The following is a 23821-nucleotide window of genomic DNA, read 5'->3' on the forward strand; positions in this document are numbered from 1 at the left end:
TTAGTATCCCCTAAATGCCGGCTTTCAATCTCCTAATTCCTTTATCCGCATTGCGGCAAACCTGGCCAATGATCCCTTCTTTCTCCGCTGTTCTTGCACCCTTCGGCATTTGGCATACAAACTGTTATAGTAAAAAATAAATCTGTACTATATTTGTTCATAAAAAGTTCACATTTATATATTAAACCTATATATGCGGTAAAAACAAGGTTTTTGCATGAAAAAAATTATAAAATGCTTGTTTTGCACAAAACTGTATTAGTCCATATGTAAAAGATATTAATACACATTTTTAAAGCGATTGCATTTTTGCCCGCTGCCGCAAAATAGACAAACCCTTTCACATGCAATTTGCGTTATGACGATATTGATGGATGATGAAAGGAAGGAAGAATATGAAACATTACACAATCGACCAGCTGGCACAGATGATTGACCATACCCATTTAAAGCCGTTCGCGGATCAAGCGGCAATGGAATCACTTTGCAGGGAGGCGCAACAGCTCCATTTTAAAATGGTGGCGATCCACTCCGTCCAAACCGCCCTTTGCAAACACTTGCTGGAGGGTACGGATATCCATGTCGGCGCAGCCATTTCTTTCCCGCTCGGGCAGACCACGCTTGAAACCAAGGTATTTGAAACACAAGATGCGATCAAATACGGGGCAGACGAAATTGACTATGTCGTGAATCGGTCTGAAGTGAAAAATAAAAATTACCGTTATATTGAAAAAGAGATGGAAACCATTGCGGGCATTTGCAGGGAAGAAGGCGTCATTTCAAAAGTGACCTTTTAAAACTGCTATTTGGAAAAAGATGAAATCGAGGCGCTGGCCCGGATTGCCGGAAAAGTGAAGCCCGATTTTATCAAGACTTCTACCGGGTTTGGAACAGGCGGGGCCACGATAGAAGATGTCAAGTTAATGAAAGAAATTGCCGGGGACGGCGTAAAAGTAAAGGCTGCAGGCGGCATACGCGACGCCGAAGCGTTCCTTGCGATGATCAAAGCAGGCGCCGAACGGATCGGCACAAGTTCCGGCGTACAAATCATGGCCAGTCTCCGTGCAAAAGCAACAGATGGCCTGATAACGATCGATTAAAGAAAATCCCCGTGCCTAAGCCGCCTTGGCCTGTTTCCGGCCCTGGCGGCAGCACGATTTTTTGCTTTTGAATGACGTTATGGCAATCCCCGATGAAGGCGTCTGAGCAATTTTTGGTTTTTTAACAGATTCATTGAGGAACTTTTCCTGTATATGCCGGTTGTGTCGTACGGCAATACTTCTTTCGATAATTGATGATCCGGCCATTCGTTTTCAGAACCGCCATACCGGTATATTTTTTCCCTCTCTTTAGATTGCTCCTTATAAAAGGAATGTAGTCCAACTAAAATCGCCTCTTATTTTAAAAGCATGTAGCGGCAAAATCTCATGTTCTTCTAAATAAATTTGTACTATCAATAGAATTCCAAAGATCAATAGATGTTCAAGTATTTTTCATAAAACCGTTGCCTGCGTCCGGTTTCCAACTGCATCATACGTATAGCTGTTTGTCGTGCCGTCCGGCAATACTTCTTTCGTTAACTAGGGCTTTCCAAAATGCTATATCCCCTGAAACTGTAAGCAGTCAGACAATTAAAGGTCGTTGATTTATTCCACTAAAGAAAAAAGACGTTTGTAGGAACATTATGACAAATGTAAAAATAAATTGTGAGTTTTTGATTTTAATGGGGTAAATTTATTTATTATAAGTGTCTAAATTTTTCCATTTTAGTCGGGTTTCAATAGATTAGGCTACTCATTCCTGTGGAAAATATTGTAAAACGGAAAAGGATGATTTTTTTTGAAAAAAAAGAGCCATGAAAGCCACTCCTTTGCTAAGATATAAGTACGAGCAAATATCCAGGGAGTGATTTCATGACTATTTCTATTCTAACACAAACCAGAGACTTTTCAATACAACAAAATTTGATTCCCCACAATTGGCAAGACTATGCCGATATACCATTTGTCATTCCAGCCATGTGTTTCCCATGGGAGATTTTTAAGCCGATTGAACGAGAATACTACACCCTTTTATATTTGCACCTAAAAAATGAAAGAGCACATGATCCTTCTAATGAAATACAACCGGCACTATTTTCAATAACGGAGGAAGAAGACAAGTCTGCGTCTTCATTATTTCATCTCCCTTCCACTGGGAGAAAACCGCATCCTTTCATGCCCTTTTTTCGTGCTTTTGAACTGGCCTCTTTACAGTATATTGAAGTGATGGTGGAGAGTGTCTATTTGCAAGTGAAATCAAACCCGCTATTTGCCACCATGTGTGGATTTACGGAGAAAATTCCGAGCTACCGTTCCTTTGCTCGTTTTGATCAAATCATGACAACAAATGGTCTTTGGGAAAAAGCCCGGCTATTGGTTGTTGAATATAATAAAGGGGAAGGCGTGGTTGAAACGAATGAGGAAGCAGCCGCCGTGGATACATCGCATATAGAGGCAGAAGCAACCTTGAATAAAACAAGGAAGACGTGTTCTTGTGAGGGTAATTGCGATTGCCCCAAAGTCCTTACGGACGACAATGTAGGGGTAATGCGTAAAAGTAATGCAGTTTCCTATATTGCGCATAAATTATCAATGGTATGCGGGGTGAAATCCGGTTTGCCTTTGACGCGGGAAGTATTTAAAGGAAATACACCCGATGGGAAAACATTAGAACCGACATTGGAAACGTTTAAGGCAGAGCACCCCGAGATGGCTGAGCAGTTGAGCTTTATCCTGGCAGATGGAATCTACCAAACGCCGGAAAATCAAAAAGTGACAAAGGATGTATTACAGGCGAAATTGGTGGCACCGATCAATCCACGGAACCGTAAAGATAAACCAACTACCGCCCGGGGGATTGAAAAAATCAACCGGTACGGCACTCCCATCTGTATCAGTGGACATAAAATGGAACTTAGAGGATCTGATCGGGCAAAGGGGCAATATATTTACACTTGTCCTGTATTTCATCCAAATGGGAGCCCCCCGAAGATTCGGGGGGTTGGGGGGCTTATTTACACTTGTCCTGTATTTCATCCAAATGCCAAGCAAGAAGGTCTCACCTGCCCGCTAGCGAATCACGCGGAATGTTGTAATGGGGCAGCACAAGGAAGAGTATTTAGGATAGACTTTGATCAAACGCCTCAAGTAGATGTCGAGTTGCCGCAACATGGTCGCACATTTGAAGTGTTATATAGTGCCAGGACGATCATCGAAAGAATCTTTGGCATTCTAAAAGACGGATACAGTCTCCGTCGTGTTCACAAGCGTGGGAAACAGGCAGTTGAAGCTCATGTAGATCGATGCATGATATCTATGCATATCATGGCAAATATGGCGTACTATCAGACTGGAAAGGCCAATTGTGGATGGACACGCAATCGACTGCAAAGAGCAAATTAAGTTATTCACAGGTGGATATGTGAATAAGTAAAATGAGCGTTTCCTTTCCACAAAGGGTAGTGAAAAAAACCCATTTTGTGAAGGCGGGATACGTATGCCCTTTTTTTGAAGGAAAATGACCGTTTTACTTCTATTGAATTGAAAATCTGGATGAAAAGGCAAAAAAATCGGGATAATTAATTTTCCAGAGCCTCGCTCAAGGGTATATTTTTATTTTGGCAGAGGCTCTTTCTTTACTTTCTTATCAATCGTTAGGAGTGCCTTGAACCCCCTCATATTAATTGTGATGATCGAAATTAGAATTAGTAAAGTACCGGAAATGGCAGTTACGAATATGGACCCCCAAAATTTGGAAAGTAGTCCCGAAATTACTATCCCTAGTAGCAATCCAGTATTAGACGACATCTGTAAAATAGCCATTGCTCTACCTCTATAAATATCTGGCGTTAGACCAAGAAACAAACTGCTTATTGGGATACTGAGGAACGCATTAATCAATCCGATTATGGAGACCCAAACATATAAAGACGGAATAGTATAAACGTGAGAAAACTGGTGTAAAGGAACAATCAAAATCATCCATACACCCATTAAGGCTGTTGAAAAAAAGAGGAGATGACCCGGCTTGAAATGTCTTAACAAAAATGGGCCCATTGCAGCACCTATGAATGCACCTGCACCTACCATAGCCTCAATCATGCCATAATGAAAACTGGAAACATCGAACACCTGCAGCAATAACGAAGTAGATGTAGTGTTAAAAATACCCACAGCAAACATAAGTTGCATGATCAAAGCAATGAGAAATGTAAGTGGTGCCAATTCAAAAACTGTTTTTATCCCCTCTTTTGCAGCGCTCCATATTGATGGATTTGGACGATGATTTTCGCTGAATGTTTGTTTATATTTAATCAATTTGACGGTGATACCTGTAAAAAGTGCTGATAACAAGAAAGTTACAACATCAATCATGAGTATATTGGAGGGAGATGCAAGAACAAGCAATATCCCTGCTATACCTGGTCCGGCAATTTGCATAATTGAATTAATGCTTTGAGAAATACTTAAAGCTTCTGTAATATGCTGTTCCCCAACTAAATGAGGAATAAATGAAGATCTGGCTGGATAATTAATTGAATTTCCAATACCAGAGAGGAAAACTAAAACAATTAATAACCAAATAAAATGTGTTGAGAAAACCATGGCTAGCATAACAAGGGCCCGATATAAATCAGTTCCGATCATTAGATAATGTTTAGGAAATCTGTCTGCTATTGTTCCAGTAAAAAATCCAAATAAAAGCATAGGACCATATTGTGCAAAAAGAACAAGACCAATTAAAAAAGGATCTTCCGACATAGTTCCAATAATATACAAAATAATAGTAGTAGTTACTCCGTCACCAAAGCGTGAAATAAATTGGCCTAAAAAAAAATAGAAGGAGGATTGCTGTTTAAGTAATATCAAAACTATACTCACCACCCGTTTTAACTATTTTTAAAAACAGTTAAGTTGATGTGATATTTTTCACCTTCTTTTTCTTGATTTAAATCTTTTTGGTTTACATCCTTTAAGAGCGAATATATTTCTTTTAACAATATCTTCAGCTTTTCAATTTCTTCCCTATTTAGATAATAATCTCCCGTAACTTGATTCATATCAGAAACATCGACGATCTTCTGTTCCGCCAATACTTGTACTGATCTGTTTAAAGATATCATCATACTTTCCTTTAATCCTGCACTGAGCGTTGCATTATTTTTATTTATATATGGAGTTACCTTCTCAAGAGAAATAACCTTTGCAACTGTACGATAAAATTTTTGGATAATACCGTTTTTTTCCTCCGTTCTATCAACTTTAATAAGCCCAACTTTTTCGAGTTCAGTTAAATGATATCTTACTTTTGACGGAGATAAATGTAATTGATCGGCGAGCATTTTCCCCGTTTTGGGTACTTCGTCTATTTCCCATAAAATTTTTACCTTAAAGGGATCACTTAAGGCTTTTAATTGATTTAGATTATTTACATAGAAAACATTGTCCATACATAAACACATCCTAAACGTATTATTTTTACAATATGTAATTATACATTAATACGTATTAGAATGAAAAAAACGAAACTTTTTAAAAAGTCATGTGCAGAAAAAATTAGAGCACATGACCTTTTTACACTTAAATCAGTCAGGAATAATGATAATAACAACGCCTCTTTGTTCAAATTGTTTTTCCAGCATTATTCTCACCTCCTTTAATTATTTAGTACAAATTAAAATAATACTAGGAGACTCTATTGAATATTTACTTTCACTAAAATCACCAAAAACATTCTCAATATTAAATCCTACTTGTTTTAAATAACTTGCAATCTCGCTTAAGCTGTATAATCTTAGTTTGAGATTATATTTAGTGACTTTGTTGTCTATAATTCTAGTCTGATTAATACTTAATGAACTGCTTTGTAAATCCAAAGTCCTCCTTTCTAAAGAAAACCCTATTTGTTCGTTTCCAAACCAAACTAAGGGATTGAAATTTTTAATTAAATACTCTCTATTTGCAAGATGAAGGAGAAGCTTTCCGTTTGAATTTAAGCAAGAATACATACACTCTAACATTTTAAAATTTTCATCATCGTTTAAATATCCAATTGATGTTTCCATATTAAGTAAAACATTGTATTTTTGTTCTGATTTAAAGTATCTCCCATCTGCTAAAAAAGTTGTTACTTCACCACTGGTTTTTTGATTTATAAGTTTGAGATAATCTTCATTAATATCAAGGCCATGCACACTATAACCATCTCTCCATAATCTCAATAAATGTCTGCCATGCCCACAACAAAAATCAAGAATATGAGGATTCTCTATCTCATTTAAAAGATTCCTTTTTAAAAATCTAATTTGGTCATCTACTTCTCTGTCTAGTAGTTGAGAATAAACTTGTTGATACGTAGAGTCAAAAAAATTTTTATCGCCATCAGAAAATGGAATTGGATAGTCGTTAGTACGTTTAACTTTTGTTATCAAAAAAATCACCCCGTATTATTTTTTTAACACGTTCAAAATTATTAATATGATAATATCATTCTTACCGGTAAGCGTCAACAAAATTTTTAAAAAAATTTAACACTTACCTGAATCCGTGACGAAATTTCCGCTTAAAGGCAAACAAATCGCATAAAATTTAGTATAATTGGTATATCAGACAAATTAAATTCATTCCACATTCAGGTGATCTCATGAAAAAGTTTGTGATAGAACCCACAAAAGAACGAATTGTTCCCCAAGCTGGCTTAGCGATAGTAGGAAATTTACTAAATCAAACGAATTTAGTTTCCAGGTTGAATGCCTATAAACTCCCTGATATCTCCCGGTATCCGGCTTGTTCCAATGGCGATGTGGCTAAATCTTATATCGGCTTGCTTTGCCAGGGAAAAAGTGATTATGACAATATTGAAACCTTCCGTGATGATGCTTTTTTTGCACTGGCTTTGGATATCCAGAGGGTTCCTTCCAGCCCGACTCTCAGGCAACGATTGGACCAGGCCGCCTTGGTGGAAAAATGGAAAACGATCTTGCACGAAGAATCGCTGGATCTGATTCGCCATACAAATGCGGAAATCAGCCCGGTTTACGCCAAAGACAAGCCGTATATCCCGGTTGATCTGGATGTCTCCCCTTTCGATAACTCCAAAACAAAAAAGGAAGGTGTCGAAAGAACCTATAAAGGCTGTGACGGTTATGCCCCTATGTTCGCTTACATGGGACAGGAAGGTTACTGCCTGCATGTTGAGATGCGAAAGGGAAGTGTCCACTGCCAAAAAGGTACACCAAATTTCATCCAGGAAACCATTCAATCTGCCCGGAAACTAACAGATCAGCCATTGCTTTTCAGGCTTGATTCCGGAAATGACAGCCGGGATAATCTCATTATTCTCCTAGAAAACCATGCAAGCTTTATTATCAAACGCAATCCCCGTAAGGAAAAAGCTGAGGACTGGCTGTACATTGCCCGAAAATATGGGATCTGTTGTGAAGAACGGGAAGGAAAGAAGGTTTACCTTGGATCCATCCCCGAAACCATTCAAATTAAGGACCAGGAGCGAAGCATCCGAAAAGTTTTTAAAGTGACCGAAAGAACCATCTCAAGAGACGGACAAATTTTTTTAATTCCCGAGTATGAATTTGAAACCTACTGGACGGACCTTGAAGTGCCGCCTCATGTGGTGATCTCTCTTTATCATAACCATGGCACTTGCGAACAGTTCCATAGTGAAATTAAATCAGAACTGGATCTCGAACGGCTGCCGTCAGGCAAATATGAAACGAATGGCCTTGTGCTCCATTTCGGTGTATTTGCGTATAACCTGCTTCGCTTGATTGGACAAGAAAGCTTGAAAAAACAAGATACGCCATTGAAAAAGAAAACAACAAGAAGAAGAATCCGAACCGTCATCCAGAATATGATCACACTGGCCTCAAAGCTGGTTTTCCGTGGCCGGCAATGGAAATTAAAAGTCGCGGAGACCAACAAATGGTTACCGGTCTTTACTCGTTTGTATCAAGCCTTTTACTAAACATCCCGATCAATAGACTACTAGGAAAAAAGAAATAAAAACGAAAACTTGCAAAAAATGGAAATTTGCAGATTTATTTGGCGTGCACAAAAACGAATGAAACAGGGAAATTTTTACATACTGAATCACTAAAAGTGCATTTATCGAATAGTCGGACACTACTATATCCTTACTCTTGGGAAATCTACCTATTAACGGCGTTTGTTATATTTTCGTCACGGATTCAGGTATCAGATAAAGTTGTACTTGCTCAGCAAATTTGAATATCATATTCCATTTCGTGTATTTTCAAAGACACTAAAAGATTATTTTAATCATATGTCCTTCTATTTTCTTTCTTTAATAGCAGTATTACCATTTGGAAAATGATGCAAATTACCTACATAAAAATATTTACAAATTTAGTCTTTTCTGTTAATATAAGAATTGATCCGGATCACACCAAAATATTAGGAGGGTAATTTTCATGCAGAGTCCATCTCTTGATAGCTTGTTGTCTGAGATTGCTAATGAAGTAACTGAAGAGGAAGTATCTCAAGCACAATCAAACCTCTTAGAAGCACAGTCAGACGATACTGTAAGAATGGTTTGGAGGATGTATGCAGTGGATCCTTTCGAAGAGAAATCAGAACCCCCTTATGTCGATAATAAATAATTGTTAATTGTAACAGCCCGCATATAATCAATTGATTTATGCGGGTATTTCTCAATTTACACTTTTAATTTCCAAGAAAGAAGGGGATTATATGCTTTTTTTAAGAGGAGAAAAATCAGTTTTACAAACGGTTAATGTTTTGACGAAACCATATCAAAATAACAGCATCCTCACATCATTTGAATCGTTAAAAATCTCCTATAATAAATTAATTACTGAAATTCAACCTTGGGTGCCTCATTCCAAAGAAATAAACACCGAGTTTATTACAGATCTAAGAACTATAAAGAAGTTAATGGAAGTGTTTAGTACCGAATCCCTTGCTGATGACACCTTTTACGACATGGAACAGTCTAGACAATCACAGTCTGCTGGTATTCTAGGTAGAACAAAAAACTCTATTTTAACCCTTGGAGAAAGGCACCCTGGTTTTTCATGGGTTTTTAATTTAGTTATGAATTCAGTGTTTAATGTTTCTTCCAAAATTGCTTCAGGTGGTACTACAAGTGCAGCTGTTGGGGTCTTATTTATTGACCCACGAAGTCATTATACAGATGAAGATATGTACGAATTATTAGTACATGAGCTTGGCCACACGTTACTATTTCTCCACGAATGGCGATTTGGATTATTTAATGACGTAAACAGACTGACCGACCCTCAAACATTTGCATTGTCAGCCATCAGAAACCAGGTGCGACCTTTCGATAAAGCAATTCATAGTGTACTGGTTGCAATAGAAGTTTTGCTTTTAAGAGAACGCGTATTAGGACATTATAAAAAAAGATCTTTACATCCGCCTACTAATGAGTTGATACCAATGGTCAACAATTCTATCAAATCCATTTCAGAAACCGATAAAAGAGAAAACATGCTTACTGATTTTGGCAAAGATCTTTTGGCTGAATGTAGGTTAATTATGGAGAACTACAATAAGGGGGAAGTAAGGGGGAAGTGAAAAATGTGGTCTCTAGTCGGAGTTAACAATGTTTTCAAAACGCTTTGTACTCTAACACATGGGCAATTAGAGAATAAAGAAACAGTTACCATTCAGATATTAAAAAAAGCAATTACAGATTACCTTATTAAACACAATCCTCATATAACTTATAGCAACTCCTTAAAACCATGTATTATACAATCAGGCCACCAATTGATAGAAATAATAAAAATACTCGATTTAGAAAAGGAAATAAGGTCACATAATGAAAATAATTTAGAGGCTGTAAATAAATCTAATCTAAATAAATTAAATGCTGCTATGAAAAGCATGCAACAGTTAAACGATATATATTCATTGTTCTTTTTGTCGGTTGACACCATAGCCTTAACATCTAACATAAAATTCGCTGGTTCTGCTACTACTCCTGAAGCTATAGGAGTGGTTTGGATTCAACCCGATGAACATTGGAGTATGTTTGACGTTTTAGAATCCTTAGTTCACGAGTTAACCCATAATTTACTTGGTTTTGATAACCTAGTAAACAAACATTACGACAAACCTTCAGAAATTATGAATCCAAACACATGGGTACCTTCTGCTATCAGAAATCAACCTAGACCCGTTAACGGAGTAGCCCATAGTATTATTGTTGGAATCGAATTACTAAATTTAAGAAACAGATTAAATTATGACGATAGCGAAGTAAGTGTACATGGTAATTCTAAAGAACTAATAACCAAGACAAAAAATGCAATTGATAGTTTCAAATCACAAAGGGATAGTTGGCAGATTCTAAGCAATAGGATGCAGCACTTGTTAAACTTAGCTGATGAATCATTAAAACATTTTGCATATGGGAGGATTCAAGATGAAATATTCCCATCAAGAACCTAAAGTGTTACCGCATATCACCATCATAGGTGCAGGCGTTAGAGGACGAAAACAATTAACCTTAGAAAGCATTAAAATTATCAGAGAATCATCTTATGTTCTTTATTTTCCCATTGAAGATAAATTACATGATTGGTTAACAAATAGTATTGGAGTTAAAAATGCGGAAAGTTTGTCTGATTTGTACAAAAACGGGGCTCAAGACCTAGAGAATTACAAACGAATAGTTAGTAAAATTATAGAAGTAAGTTCTAAGTTTAAAGATGTTGCGGTACTTGTTCCAGGTCATCCCTATATAGGTGTATCTTGGATAAAAAGCTTAAACAAAATGGCAATGGAAAATTTAATACACTTGAATGTTATTGAAGGTATTTCTAGCTTTGATACGATGATTAGCGATTTAAAGATCGACCCTTTAGACCACGGAGCTACAATTATAGATGCAAACCGTTTATTGTTATTCCAGCTTAAAATCGAGCCTAAAATTGATCTGTATATTTACCATATTTGTTCTGTGGGTAACTCCAGAACGGATTACGAAGATCTTTCTAAAAACAATCATCTTGAAAAGTTACAAAAATACCTCATCCAGTTTTATCCTTTAAATCATAACGTAGTCCTAATTGGTTGTAACTCAAACTCAAATAAAAGCCTAATCAAATCATGTAAACTAAATGAATTGAATAATCTTCACAGTTATATTTCGGTGGCAACCAGCTTGTTCGTTCCAGGATTAGGTTTCACAAAAGACGACATAGATAAAGAGTTTTACAACCTTGTACAAAGTACCGTATAAAGAAAGCTATGCTACCTCTTATATTATAGATAATTGTTTTGTTGAGGTGATGCAAAATAATAACAAAACCCATAAATAATAAAGATGTCGAGAATGTCTGTCAAGCCATTTATGAAAACCAAGTAATTTCCTGTTTAAAGAATGCACAAAAATTAGTATTAGAGATGGCAAAACGTAAAGAGGCCGGATACTGTCCTTTTTTGCCTACAGCACTAGTTAAAAATGGAGTATGGTATGAAATAGTGGAACAGTACTCCATAGAAAACCTCAGTGCATTTATTGAAGAAAAAATATATGAATTTAAACAGTTACCTCCAGTAAATTCCGATAGAAAATACAAAACTTTGATATTAATATTTCCAAATATCCCTTTCCGTCCAGCCCAAGAAATGCTAGATGCAGTGCAAGAAGAATTGAAGCACTTTATTATTCACCATAAAATCGTAATTGGTGGATTTTCTTCCAATAATGAGCATAATACATTACATTTTATCCTTCGTTACTTAATTGAACAAGATTTATCTTTCTTATTAAAGACTAAGTCTTTAACCGACAAAGTGAATTACTTACAGAGTTATTTGAAGACATTCAAAACAACCCTTACCAATAAACAATACGAATTGGCAACCTATGAACTAAACAAAGCAAAAAAATACCAAACTAATAAAGTTTAGTTTGGTATTTTTATTTGAATTATAAGGTTGATTTGACTGGGTCAAGATATTTTTGTCTCATATAAGCCCAAACACTTGAAACCAAAAGAAGAAGCGATGAGATAACGAAAACTGACCTCACTCCAAATAATTCAGAAAACATTCCGAATATCAATGCAAAAACTCCGAACAGACCAGTAAAAATCACATCTCTAGCAGAAAACACTTTCGGAAGAATATCTTGAGGAGTACTGGACTGAATTAGTGAAAGTTGAGCAATTTCCTGAATTTGAGTCGGTACTCCTACTAATAGGGAAAATCCTAAGGCCCAAAAAGGACTTAAAGGAAACCCAAATAATAAAGTAAATAAGGCTGTCAAAAGAGAACCATAGATAATTAAATATCGTTTTCTCTCTTTATAAAACCTTTCTAATTTAAAGCTGATAACTCCACCTAACAATAGTCCGGCAAAGAAAGCGGAATTAATATATCCCCACCATGCTTCTCCCTTGTGCAAAATTTCATCAACATAAACGTAAAGAATAGCTGCTATCCATACAGCCCCTGTTATTGAATTTATTGCATCCATTACAGAAACCGTCAACAGGGTAGGTGTATTCCAAATGTATTTCCACCCCTCTTTTAAAGAATGCCATAATTTTGTTTTATTACCTTGGCTGCTTTGTACTTTTTGAGTATATTTAACAAATAGCATCATAAAACTCGATATAAAAAATAGGAAACAAGTAGCTGTTATTAAATATTTACCACTTAAGGCAGCAACAATGATCGCCCCAACCGGCCATCCACCGAGTTGAACTGTTCGGTCAGTTATTGAAAGTAAACTATTTGCCTTAACTAATTTTTCCTCTCCTACTATTACAGGAATCATGGAATTTCGTGCAGGTGTCTGCCAACCGTCCAGAAATGCAATAATGCTAACAAAAGGGATTATAAATGCTAGAGTGTTTAACCCCTTAGAAAAATGCATTCCTATCAGTAGAAATACCAATAAAAACGCTTTCCCAAATGAAGAACCAACAATAATTTGTTTTAGATAAACCTTGTCAAGTATCCATGGTGCTATTAATCCACCAATAAATCTTGAGAATGTTATGACAAACGGGATAAGGGATACCACAAAAACCGAATCCGAAACCACATATAAATAACTGATAATCCCAACAATATAAAAAATATCGCCAGCATTGGATACCGTTTGGCCGATCCACAAAAACAAAAAGGAACGGAAATTATTCAATTCATTCACTCCTTTAAAATTAATCTCATTATAACGAAGAATAATTTAAAAAGAGTTTACATTGGACCTCATCCCTTCAAATTTTTTTCTTCATATTTCTTGTTTTATTCAAAACATAAAAAATATATACCAGGATACAGCGTTTTTACTATTCAAAAAAATTTAGTTTAAATCAACCTTAAAATTTTAAATGTATTTTAAGCATCACTCAACTCTATTATTCACGATTAAAATTTTTTTGCAAATTCTAGTGATTTAATTTCCAAGTTATTGAACCAAATTGGTTTCACATACTATCCATTACTATTCTAATAGGAGATCTATATGCCGGATATTTTTTAGCTTTATTCATGGGACAATTTACTTGGTCATTGATCTCCTTTATGAGATTTATCATGTATTTAAAACGACCATTAGGAAAATAAAACTCAATTTCCTCATTATAATCGTGTGGAATTTTTGCTAGAAACATAGGAATGGTATCATCTGGATGGAGTTGCTTGAATTTTTTTGGGTTTTGTACCACCTCTACCCATTTAATAAAACGCTCAATTAATAAATGTGAAATGATTTTATTTAGAATAAAATTTATGCTACTAACATTACATTTTAAGAAATCAAACTCTTCCTCTCTACTGATAGGATTTAATATTTCTTCAATATGTGTCATAAATGTTCCATGAAGAAATATACTGAATCGTTCTTTTATACATTCAAAATCATAAGTATTGGGAATTTTTGTATGTTTTTCCATTTTCCAAGGTGCATCTATACCCTCACACTCCATTTTCCACCAAATAAATGCTAATGCGTGGGGACAAACATCGCCATTTTGGCTTGCCTTATTGAATATTTCGACGCAATTCCTATGGTCTTTGATAATCTTACGTAAAATATATCTACTAATTGCCTTATAAATAATCCTTGTTTGTTTATATGTAATTGTCAACTGAAAAATCCCCCACATTGTCATTGAAAATTCCCCCACCTAATTTTTCCAATTAGGCAGAGGACAGGACTTTCCATTTTAGTTTTTATCCTGAATTACGAAAGTAAAGCAGAAGCATAATATAAAAAGATGCCCCGAACCTCTGGTATAATTGGGTTTGAAGAAAACTACCAAACCAGAAAGGAGGGCACCTTTAAGGTGAATTATACCATCTCTGTCTCGAAAATCAACTATGCGTTTCATTTAAAGAAGAGTACGCATTTTAGCGGGCTGCTCCCGATTTTGCAGTTTCTGGAAAGAATGAAGATTGAACAGACCTTCCGGGATTTTGACTGCTTGAAAAATTATAATGCCCAGTATCCTTTAAGCAAAATCTTTGTATACCTGATGATTGGCTGGCTGGCCAATTGTTCCCGGCTGTTCCATTTCCGGACTTTGCAGGATGATCCTTTAATCAGGGCTTTTATGGGCGGGAAATGCCCGCACTATACCCTTTTAAATAAGGACCTGTTAAGGCTGGAAAAGATGGAGCAAGCTGATCTTGAATTCAAAGAACGCATGCTGGATCTGATTGAACCCTGGATGGACAAGGAGCTCATTCTAAATTTTGATTCGACCGTGGAAACCGTCTATGGAGATCAGGAGAATGCGGAGGTTGGGGGAAATCCCCACAAACCGGGGAGAAAAAGTTACCACCCTCTTCTTGTGTTTGAGGGGAGATCCCGTCTTTGTTTAAACGCCAAGCTTAGAGAGGGAAATTCCCATTCTTCTCAAGGAGTAACCGACTTTGCAGAAGCAACTTACCAGTTGCTTTCTCCCCATTACCTTATTCGTTATGCCCGTTTTGATAAAGGGTTCGGCGGAGAACCGTTCTACAGTTACTGGGAAAAACGAGGGATCGGTTACACGGGCAAACTGAAGTGGACATCGAGGCTGAAGAAAAGGGTTGAAGACGATGATTCACCGTGGATCCGCTATGTTGATGACGGATTGACCGTGATAGAGGGAAAAGCCGTTGATTACCAGGCAAGTACCTGGGAAAAGCCAAGAAGAGTTGCGGTCATTCGCAAAGCGGACAAGTATGAAGAAAGCCAGCTTCAAGCTTGTGATGCTCTCTGGAAATATGAAGCGATTGTGACAAGTATGGACTGGGAACCGATTGATATTTGGAGATTCTATAACCAAAGGGCTTGCATGGAAAACTTTATCAAAGAGTCAAAATACGGATTCTCAATGGACAAGATTTCAACGCATTCATTTGACGCCAACCAAATGGACTTACTGATTAAACTGCTGGCCTACAATTTATTCGAGATCTTTAAAAAAGAACACTGTCCGCCAGCGTATCGCTCCTATACGATCAGGCGGTTCCGGAGAGAATTCATCTACGCCGCTGGCGTACTGGTCTGTCACAGCCGGCGTGTCATTTTAAATATTTGTGAAACATACGTCAATAAAAAGGCGTTCCGGCAAATGATCCAAAGTGTACGGCTGATTGACTGAACGTGGCGAATGAAACGGAATACTGGAAATTGAAATGCCCGCAAATGTGGGGAGGGGGAAAGTATGACCTTAACAACCCGAAAATAGCCACCACAGTTCCATATTTGGTCCATGTTTCCATTTTACTTACGTATAATTCCAATTTACAGGATTTTATCTAGTGCAATTTTGCACTTTCGTAATTTGGGTTAATACATATCCATCTTCAACCACGCTAAAGGGTAAAATTGCTTTAATTCCAACCCTCAATGCTGCTCTCATCCCAGCCCTTCTTGCTACTTTTAAAATAGCCTTTCTTTCTGCTCTTCTACTTAGTTTTAAAAGAGCCTCTCTAAACGTTCTAGCACGTTCAATTTTGTAAGCAACACTCCCTGCACCAACAGAAGCCCAAACAGAACCCATAACCCAACTAGCATTATCCCATCCGATGTAGCTTGCCAGCCAATATTTTATGGCATATTTAATTGCATAAATTAAATGCTTCCGAGAAACATCCCCATTAGGATCAGTAAGCATAACTGGATTATTTTTCGCATACGTATAGCCATTCTGCGAAACCGGATCACTATCTTGACCAGGCTGTGGATCCATTGCTAAAAATGTCCCATTCGCAGGGTTATAGTACCTCGCTTTCAAATAGTAATCCTTCGTCTCAGCATCATAATAGTACCCGGCATACCGAATCGGATTGTATTTGGCAATTTCACCAGTTTCAGTCAGCACATTCCCGTATGCGTCATAAGTGTAGGAACCCACTTCGTTTCCAGACTGATCCACAATGGAAATGACATCCCCACGATGGTTCGTCCAGAAGAAGTATGCTTTATTGGCCCATTGTCCAGTGCTATCCTGCTGGCGAATGATCATGCCGAGCGGTGTTGTACCGTCTGAATCCCATTTGTAATACTTGTACTGCGTGATGGTACCGTTGTTTTTCACTACTTCCATGGACAAATTGTTGTCCTGGTCATAGTAGTATTCATTTGTTTTCGTTCCAACGGTTTTCTTTGTCCGCAGCCCGTTTTCATCATACGTATACTCGGCAACAGTTGTTCCGCTGAGTGTGGTAACTTTCGTCATCTGACCCAACGCGTTATACGTATATTTATCATTTTCATCCTGCGTTAAATTGCCGTCCTTGTCATACGTAAAGGCGGTGCCATTTTTCTTCACGATCTGGTTGGCATCGTTATACGTATAATTGGACGTTTTCCCGTTAACCGTTGCCTGCGTCCGGTTTCCGACCGCGTCATACGTATAGCTATTCGTCGTGCCATCCGGCAATATTTCTTTCGTTAATTGGTTATTCTGGTCATACGTGTAACTTGTATCGCCTTTTGCCGTTGTTTCTTTTGTGATATTGGCTGATCCGTCGTACTGATAAGCAAACTGGGCAGCTGCTGTTGTGCTGCTTCCTTTGAAATACTGGAACTTTGGATATTGTTTGCGGTATCCAAAGTGGTGGTTTGCTTAAACAGGCCGTTATTGGCTGTCAATGAATCTTTCCGGTTATTCACTTTTTTTACTTTCAAGTTTTAGTTATTAATATCCAACATTTAACTTAAATCTGACTGACCATTTAAGTGGTAGAAAATCTTTCCGTTTTTTGTTATTAGCCCACACCTTCAAGAAAAATATTAATATACTCTTATAACTTGTTTGCTATAAATAAAATATATTCTTTTAATGCTGAAGTTATTGTGATCTCTTCGGATTCATAGATTTCAACAATCAGAGGAACTATGTTTAATAGATCACTTTTAAAATTTTCTTCAGTAAAAGTTTTGTTTTTAAATATCTGATCTATAGATTTATCCTTTTCAATAAAAAATAATTTATCATTTGAAACAATTCTATCCCTATAAAAGCTTGCATCGTTTGCTTCACATATGATAAATTTTTTTTCGCCAAATAAGAAACGTTTTTTTCCTTGGAGCGGAATAGTTATTAAGGGTGATTCTAAAGCATCATTTGAAGTTGAAATTGTATATTGATACATGGTAAAATTAATATTTTTTAGTAGGTTTAGTACTTCATAAATTACATTTTCTATCGTTTCATATTCATGTGTCTCATTATTATATTTACCAAATGTCGATATTTGAAAAGAGTAATACATCTGCAAACTTCCTATTCTCCTTTTCCTATAGTCTTTCGCCATACAACATGACCTCTAATCCATTTTCCATTGTGTTTAGAATATTTATTGCATTGAATATGATAACCATGTCCGTGCTCAGGTGGGTGAAATTCTATAGAACGATAAATTCTTTTTCCTTTTCTAGTAGTTGAGTAAAGAATCCCCCACCTTCCTTTTTCCTTACTACCAGTATTTTTTATTCTCCCCACTTTTATTATCCTAAAACCCATTTTGTTTCTTACTTTTTTTACATACTTAGAAATATATTTCCAAGCATTACGAAATCCTTTAGCGACATGCTTGGATATGATTTTTAAAGTACCTATACTTATTTTTATCTCGCCATCTAGATCCACATTCACTATTGGATTATTGCTAACGTAATTATATTCATTCTGTGAAAAAGGATCATCTTTGTCCCCAGGCTGTGGATCCATTGCTAAAAATGTCCCATTCGCAGGGTTATAGTACCTCGCTTTCAAATAGTAATCCTTCGTCTCAGCATCATAATAGTACCCGGCATACCGAATCGGATTGTATTTGGCAATTTCACCAGTTTCAGTCAGCACATTCCCGTATGCGTCATAAGTGTAGGAACCCACTTCGTTTCCAGACTGATCCACAATGGAAATGACATCCCCACGATGGTTCGTCCAGAAGAAGTATGCTTTATTGGCCCATTGTCCAGTGCTATCCTGCTGGCGAATGATCATGCCGAGCGGTGTTGTACCGTCTGAATCCCATTTGTAATACTTGTACTGCGTGATGGTACCGTTGTTTTTCACTACTTCCATGGACAAATTGTTGTCCTGGTCATAGTAGTATTCATTTGTTTTCGTTCCAACGGTTTTCTTTGTCCGCAGCCCGTTTTCATCATACGTATACTCGGCAACAGTTGTTCCGCTGAGTGTGGTAACTTTCGTCATCTGACCCAACGCGTTATACGTATATTTATCATTTTCATCCTGCGTTAAATTGCCGTCCTTGTCATACGTAAAGGCGGTGCCATTTTTCTTCACGATCTGGTTGGCATCGTTATACGTATAATTGGACGTTTTCCCGTTAACCGTTGCCTGCGTCCGGTTTCCGACCGCGTCATACGTATAGCTATTCGTCGTGCCATCCGGCAATATTTCTTTCGTTAATTGGTTATTCTGGTCATACGTGTAACTTGTATCGCCTTTTGCCGTTGTTTCTTTTGTGATATTGGCTGATCCGTCGTACTGATAAGCAAACTGGGCAGCTGCTGTTGTGCTGCTTCCTTTGAAATACTGGATACTTTGGATATTGTTTGCGGTATCCAAAGTGGTGGTTTGCTTAAACAGGCCGTTATTGGCTGTTAATGAATCTTTCCGATTATCCAGATCATACCCGTATTGGAACTGCAACAGCGTATCGCCATTCAGCGTTGTATTTACTGTATCTGCTTTTCCTGATTCTATATATGTGTAATTGTTTTTCACTACAACAGATTGCGAATGATACGAATACGTATCGCTTTTCAAGGAATCATCATCGTTGTATTCATTGTTGATCTGATAAGAATCTCCCTGATTGTACTGGGACACCAGGCCGTTATCCGTATAGGCATAGGTTTTAGCGAGAATCTCTGCACCTGTCGCATCTTTCAACGCCGTTTTCGTTACTTGTCCATTATCATCATAAGTGTTGGCAATGTTGTATTCATTTTTTCCTGATGCGTCCGCAACAGTTGTCCCGGTTAGCTGCCCTGCCTCATCATACTGGTACGTCTCTAAAATGCCCGATGCTTTTTTGAAGGTCTGTAGGTTGCCATCTTCATCATACGTATATAGCATTTTCATCGGGTCTGATCCCGAACCGACCGGCAAAGTCACGCTCAATACTTGATTGTTATTGTTATACGTATAGCTTTTTGTAACATTTTTTGCATTTGTCACTGTCAGCATATTGCCGTTGTTGTCATACGTATAGCTCGTTTTATTACCGTTTCCGTCTGTTACGGAAGTTTTTAAATCAGGCGTCAGTGAATCATACGTATAAGAAGTTTTCCTTCCGGCACCGTCCGTCTGGGACACAATCTGGCCGTTATCATCGTATGTCGTACTTGTGGTATTCCCTTTTGCATCTTTTTCGGTAACAGTATGGTCGGTATAGGCTGTTTCCGTATACGTCTCGTTCGGATAAATTTCTTTCGTCTGCCGTCCATATGCATCATACTCAAATTTTGTGATTTCGTCCCCTACCTGCGTCTCGGTGAGATTCCGATTCCCGTCATAGCTGTAAGTAGTCGTAACCCCTTTTGGATCTGTTTTTGATGTGAGTAAATTTTGAGCATTATAGGCATATGTCGTCACATTTCCTTCTGCATCCGTTTCTTTCGTTACGTTACCGTTTGCGTCATATACCTTCGTTTCTGTATTGCCTTCTGCGTCGGTCGACTTGATTATATTATAATTTGCATCATATTGTACGGTGCCCGATTTCCCATTTTCATCAACCGTTTCCGTTACGGCAAACGTATTGTTTGCTGTATTCCGGTGATAAACTTTTTGGCTATCATTTGAATCCGTTACCGTAAATTTGTTATTTGGCAAATCATAATTATAGGTTGTTGAGACAGATGATGCTCCGTCTTTTTGCGGTGTGACAACCGTAATCTCGTTATCCTTATATTCCATTGTCCCTTCATTGCCGTTCCCGTCCGTAAAGGAACTTAACCGGTCGCCGTTATCCTCATAATCGTACGAATTGGTAATGGTTTTGCTTGTGCCTTCAGCATGCGTCACTGTATCTGTTAACAGCTTTGGGCGGTCCGCATCGTTGTATTGGTATTCAATCCAGCGATTATTGTAAGCCATTTTACTGACCAGGCCGTCCGCATTATACGCAAGCGTAATGCTTTTGCCAATTGTACTGCCTGAGCTGTCGGTTTCAGCAATTTCCGTCAGTTGATTATTTGTATACTTAAACCGGATCGTATTATGATTTGTATCCTGATAAGCGTACAAACGGTAAGTACCTGAAGTGGGGGCAGATTCAAACAGTTTGGTAAATCCGTCTTTATCAGTTAAAGCAAAACCTGAAGCGCCATTAACTGTCTGCTTCTTTAAGGACAGATATTTTCCTTTTGGCGAAGTGAACGAATCGTTCCCTGGATTATAAACGAACTCATGCCTCGTTCCGTCTTCATCATCATAATACAGATTAGATGATGAAGGTTTTGTTACAAGCGATTCATTCCCGGCGAATGTCCAGCCTGTGCCAAATGCGGAGCTGCGTGTGGATCCTGAATTATAAGACCTCGTAAAATCAAAATCCAGCACCCCACGTGGATAGAGTGAAGCATCTGTGATGGCCATATTCAGGTTCCCGGTTGTAACATTGACGGAAACAGTAGCATTTCCCATCGTATGGGTACCATATGTGAAATCATCTTCCAGACCAAGGAGATCCTCGCGTGATGCCATGTTGACGGTTTTGATTGCAGATGCGGCGCTGACACCCCGCGGACCGCTGATTTTTTCCTTTTCAGATGATGGGGCTATCGCATCATTGTACCGATATGCCTTTACCCTAACCTGGTAACCTTTACCAGGATCCAGCTCCAGTTTTCCTGTCGATTTCCAGGAGGTCACTTTTCCGACATCCACGGGTGACCGGAAAGTTTTTCCGCCATCCGTTGAGATTTCCACCAAGTAACCACCGGCTCCTGTGACAGCATCCCATTTGACGTTTAAAATACCCTTCGCACTCACAGGGTCTGCAAGTTCCGCTGTTGCTGCAACATTTTTCGGCGTTTCCAGCGGGATATATCCGTAATTCGTATCGGCTGACGGTGTGGTTCCCGCCGGACAGACTGCTTTGATGGTAATCGAATACCGGTGAAAATAATCATAGCCTCCGCCATCGGCCACTGCATTTTTGTATACCGGATTTGGGTCAATCGGCAATTCCGCGCCTGTTTTATCCAGGTGGAGCAAATACTTTCCGGCAGCAATTTCACTATCTGTCGGCCACAGTTTCTGGCCTTTGGTCGACCAGCTGGTGGCATTTCCGGCATTAAAATCCTGATAGTCTTTTCCGTTATAGATCCGGACGATATATCCTGTTGCCCCTTCCACCGGATCCCACGATATATCCAGCCATCCCCTTCCTTTATTTACGGAATCGGATTCAGAATAAGCGCTCGCTTTTACATCCGGCCTGTCCGGCGTATCTACAAGGCCGTTTGGAATAGGCTTGGATACAACGGTGGAGGCGGGGCTGCTTCCTCCCGGGTAATTGGCAATCACGCGGAACTGATAATTTTTATTTTTGGTGGCCGTGCCGCTTTTTGCACTGTAAAAGGCACTCGGATCAACCGGCAGCTCGACACCCGTCCCGTCCGATTTAAAAGCGGAACTGGTGGAATACGGCGACTTCGGAAAGATCTTTTTCCCCTTTGTAGTCCAACTCGTTGCCGTTCCTTTATAAACGGTTTCATAGCTTTTCCCGTCATACATCTGCAGGCTGTAAGATTCCACATTGTTCACTTTTGGCCAGGAAACATTTACATAGCCTGTTGCAGAACCGGCCGATGTCTGTGCAGCAGACAAGGTCGGGCTTTTCATTTCCGGATAATGGTACGTGACGACAAGTTTTGCTTTATTTGCACTTTCTGAAGCAGTAATCTTTTTCCAATATGTTTGGCCATTGCCATTTTCATGGAATTTAAAACCGTAGTTTGGATACTCACCATCCACCACTCCCTGAACAGTGCCTTTTACATTGAAGGTGGCCCATTGGTTCCGGGCTGCTGTCGTACTTGTAATGTTTGTTGAGCCCGGCTTGTTATTCCAATTCATTGTATCAGCCGACCAGGAAGATTGTACCCGGTCCACCCATATGCTTGTTTTAGTTGTGGCATAGTAAGAATGGGTGATATAGGCTTTTAAATCCGCCGAATCAATGATTGCCCCTTTTAAATCAGAAGGGATTGCAAACTTCATATAGGCATAATTGGTGCCGGTTGTATTGTCATATTTCCCAACCTTAAGGACATACTCACCCTGGGAAGAATCCCACTCTTTGTTATAGTTTGTCGTGGGATATGCACTCGCCACGAATGTATCTGCATTGACATCTAAGGAAACAGAAGGGTCTACATAAACCGGATAAACGCGGTCTTTTGATTCCAGCCAGTCTTTATCTGCAGTTAAGCTGAGTTTATACTGGCCATCCCCATCAGCAGATAAGGAATAATGCAAATCATTTGACTTTACACCACTGCCCAGTCCATCATTGTAATTGGAATCTTCCATTTGTGGGCGCGGCAGTACAAACACCTGATCTTTAAAATCAGAATCCTGATAGAAACCGACTGAACCATCGCCGTTCAGACGGGCAGCCAGGTCTGTTTTGATGATGTAGTTGAATTGGTTTATTCCAGTATACTGATTAATAATCCAATCTTCTTTTACTTCTTCGTTGAATGTAACATACCGCAAATCAATGCCATTAAAAATATTTTGGTACATTATTTGATTGTCTTCATATTTTGTTCGGGCTGAAGGGTTGGCAGCAGTGGTTGTACTTCCGTCCGAGGCAGAGAGATTGGAAAAGATAATGTCATGGTTTCCAACAGAGAAGGTCATATCTTTGTCAGAGGTCTTGTAAGTTTTTGGGAAAGTTGCATCCAATGTGGTGTTATCTGCTTCTACTACATTGGCGTTATCTTCATCTTCCACAAGTTTGTCTGAAATGTTTACCCATTTTCCGTCATCTTTGCGGTGAATCGGTTCTTGATAAATTTCCTTTTTAAAATCCCCCTCATTGTTGGTATACGTTTTGGAATAGGCATCCCTATCCGACACAAGTTCATGATACGCTGAATCCTCATTTTGGCCGGTACCGGCGCTCGCTGTCGAATTCTCTGTTGAATGGCCCGAACCGGAATCATTGGATTCAGCACCTGCATGCATGGGCAGCAAGGACGCAATCATTAAAATCGACAGCAGGCGCGCTAAATGTTTTTTGAACACAAAATA

16 protein-coding genes and 1 pseudogene are annotated in these 23821 nt (G+C 38.5%); 9 read left to right on the forward strand and 8 right to left on the reverse strand.

Translation table 11 applies throughout. The annotated features are described in order from the left end of the window. Positions 1-428: 428 nt before the first annotated feature. Both deoC and NSU00_RS15525 read left to right on the forward strand, forming a co-directional pair. Positions 429-1100, forward strand: a pseudogene (gene deoC / locus NSU00_RS15520) (deoxyribose-phosphate aldolase). An 813-nt stretch (positions 1101-1913) separates the two neighbouring features. Beyond that, positions 1914-3443, forward strand: coding sequence for a transposase (locus tag NSU00_RS15525; RefSeq protein ID WP_340703882.1), 1530 nt, complete (start codon positions 1914-1916; stop codon positions 3441-3443). 210 nt (positions 3444-3653) lie between these two features. On the opposite strand, the gene NSU00_RS15530 is transcribed toward NSU00_RS15525, so the two are convergent. The 3 genes from NSU00_RS15530 to NSU00_RS15540 form a co-directional block, all read right to left on the reverse strand. After that, positions 3654-4910 carry an MFS transporter gene (locus tag NSU00_RS15530; RefSeq protein WP_340703133.1) on the reverse strand — a complete coding sequence of 419 codons (1257 nt, stop codon included), beginning with the start codon at positions 4908-4910 and terminating at the stop codon, positions 3654-3656. A 20-nt stretch (positions 4911-4930) separates the two neighbouring features. Continuing rightward, on the reverse strand, positions 4931-5491 hold the full coding sequence (locus NSU00_RS15535; RefSeq protein WP_340703134.1) for an ArsR/SmtB family transcription factor: 561 nt from the start codon (positions 5489-5491) through the stop codon (positions 4931-4933). 210 nt (positions 5492-5701) lie between these two features. After that, the gene (locus NSU00_RS15540) at positions 5702-6472 is read right to left on the reverse strand and encodes an SAM-dependent methyltransferase (RefSeq protein WP_340703135.1); all 771 of its coding nucleotides are present in this window, start codon (positions 6470-6472) and stop codon (positions 5702-5704) included. A 212-nt stretch (positions 6473-6684) separates the two neighbouring features. Here NSU00_RS15540 and NSU00_RS15545 point away from each other — a divergent pair, with 212 nt between their 5' ends. The 6 genes from NSU00_RS15545 to NSU00_RS15570 all read left to right on the forward strand — a co-directional run bounded on the left by NSU00_RS15545 (position 6685) and on the right by NSU00_RS15570 (position 11981). Continuing rightward, positions 6685-8022: an IS1380 family transposase gene (locus NSU00_RS15545; RefSeq protein ID WP_340703883.1), complete on the forward strand. Its 1338-nt coding sequence runs from the start codon at positions 6685-6687 to the stop codon at positions 8020-8022. 466 nt (positions 8023-8488) lie between these two features. Continuing rightward, positions 8489-8677, forward strand: coding sequence for a hypothetical protein (locus NSU00_RS15550; RefSeq protein ID WP_328196800.1), 189 nt, complete (start codon positions 8489-8491; stop codon positions 8675-8677). A gap of 91 nt (positions 8678-8768) precedes the next feature. Then, positions 8769-9635, forward strand: a complete 867-nt coding sequence (locus NSU00_RS15555) for an aKG-HExxH-type peptide beta-hydroxylase (RefSeq protein ID WP_328196801.1) — start codon at positions 8769-8771, stop codon at positions 9633-9635. A 3-nt stretch (positions 9636-9638) separates the two neighbouring features. Next, positions 9639-10514 carry an aKG-HExxH-type peptide beta-hydroxylase gene (locus tag NSU00_RS15560; protein WP_328196802.1) on the forward strand — a complete coding sequence of 292 codons (876 nt, stop codon included), beginning with the start codon at positions 9639-9641 and terminating at the stop codon, positions 10512-10514. Beyond that, positions 10489-11307, forward strand: coding sequence for an SAM-dependent methyltransferase (locus NSU00_RS15565; protein ID WP_328196803.1), 819 nt, complete (start codon positions 10489-10491; stop codon positions 11305-11307). Before NSU00_RS15560 ends, NSU00_RS15565 begins: the two co-directional genes overlap by 26 nt. 164 nt (positions 11308-11471) lie before the next feature. Continuing rightward, positions 11472-11981 carry a DUF6875 domain-containing protein gene (locus NSU00_RS15570; protein ID WP_328196804.1) on the forward strand — a complete coding sequence of 170 codons (510 nt, stop codon included), beginning with the start codon at positions 11472-11474 and terminating at the stop codon, positions 11979-11981. 19 nt (positions 11982-12000) lie between these two features. Here NSU00_RS15570 and NSU00_RS15575 read toward each other — a convergent pair whose 3' ends face one another. Together NSU00_RS15575 and NSU00_RS15580 are read right to left on the reverse strand one after the other, a co-directional pair. Then, a complete protein-coding gene (locus NSU00_RS15575; protein ID WP_328196805.1) occupies positions 12001-13221 on the reverse strand; it encodes an MFS transporter in 1221 nt (406 codons plus the stop codon). Positions 13222-13507: 286 nt separating this feature from the next. Beyond that, positions 13508-14194, reverse strand: coding sequence for a hypothetical protein (locus NSU00_RS15580; protein WP_328196806.1), 687 nt, complete (start codon positions 14192-14194; stop codon positions 13508-13510). Positions 14195-14368: 174 nt separating this feature from the next. Here NSU00_RS15580 and NSU00_RS15585 point away from each other — a divergent pair, with 174 nt between their 5' ends. After that, positions 14369-15673: an IS1380 family transposase gene (locus NSU00_RS15585; RefSeq protein WP_340703136.1), complete on the forward strand. Its 1305-nt coding sequence runs from the start codon at positions 14369-14371 to the stop codon at positions 15671-15673. A 153-nt stretch (positions 15674-15826) separates the two neighbouring features. Here the strand turns inward: NSU00_RS15585 and NSU00_RS15590 are convergent, their stop codons facing one another. From NSU00_RS15590 to NSU00_RS15600, 3 genes are all read right to left on the reverse strand, one after another. After that, entirely contained in the window at positions 15827-16846 is a 1020-nt protein-coding gene (locus NSU00_RS15590) for an RHS repeat domain-containing protein (protein WP_340703137.1), read from the reverse strand. Positions 16847-17321: 475 nt separating this feature from the next. Continuing rightward, positions 17322-17834 (reverse strand): hypothetical protein, encoded by a 513-nt coding sequence (locus NSU00_RS15595; RefSeq protein ID WP_327077457.1) that lies wholly within the window; start codon positions 17832-17834, stop codon positions 17322-17324. Next, on the reverse strand, positions 17804-23815 hold the full coding sequence (locus NSU00_RS15600) for a DNRLRE domain-containing protein (protein WP_340703138.1): 6012 nt from the start codon (positions 23813-23815) through the stop codon (positions 17804-17806). The genes NSU00_RS15595 and NSU00_RS15600 overlap by 31 nt, the downstream gene beginning before the upstream one ends. Between the last annotated feature and the right edge of the window lie 6 nt (positions 23816-23821).

This window comes from Weizmannia sp. FSL W8-0401 (assembly GCF_038009125.1).
GTDB lineage: Bacteria > Bacillota > Bacilli > Bacillales > Bacillaceae_C > Weizmannia > Weizmannia coagulans.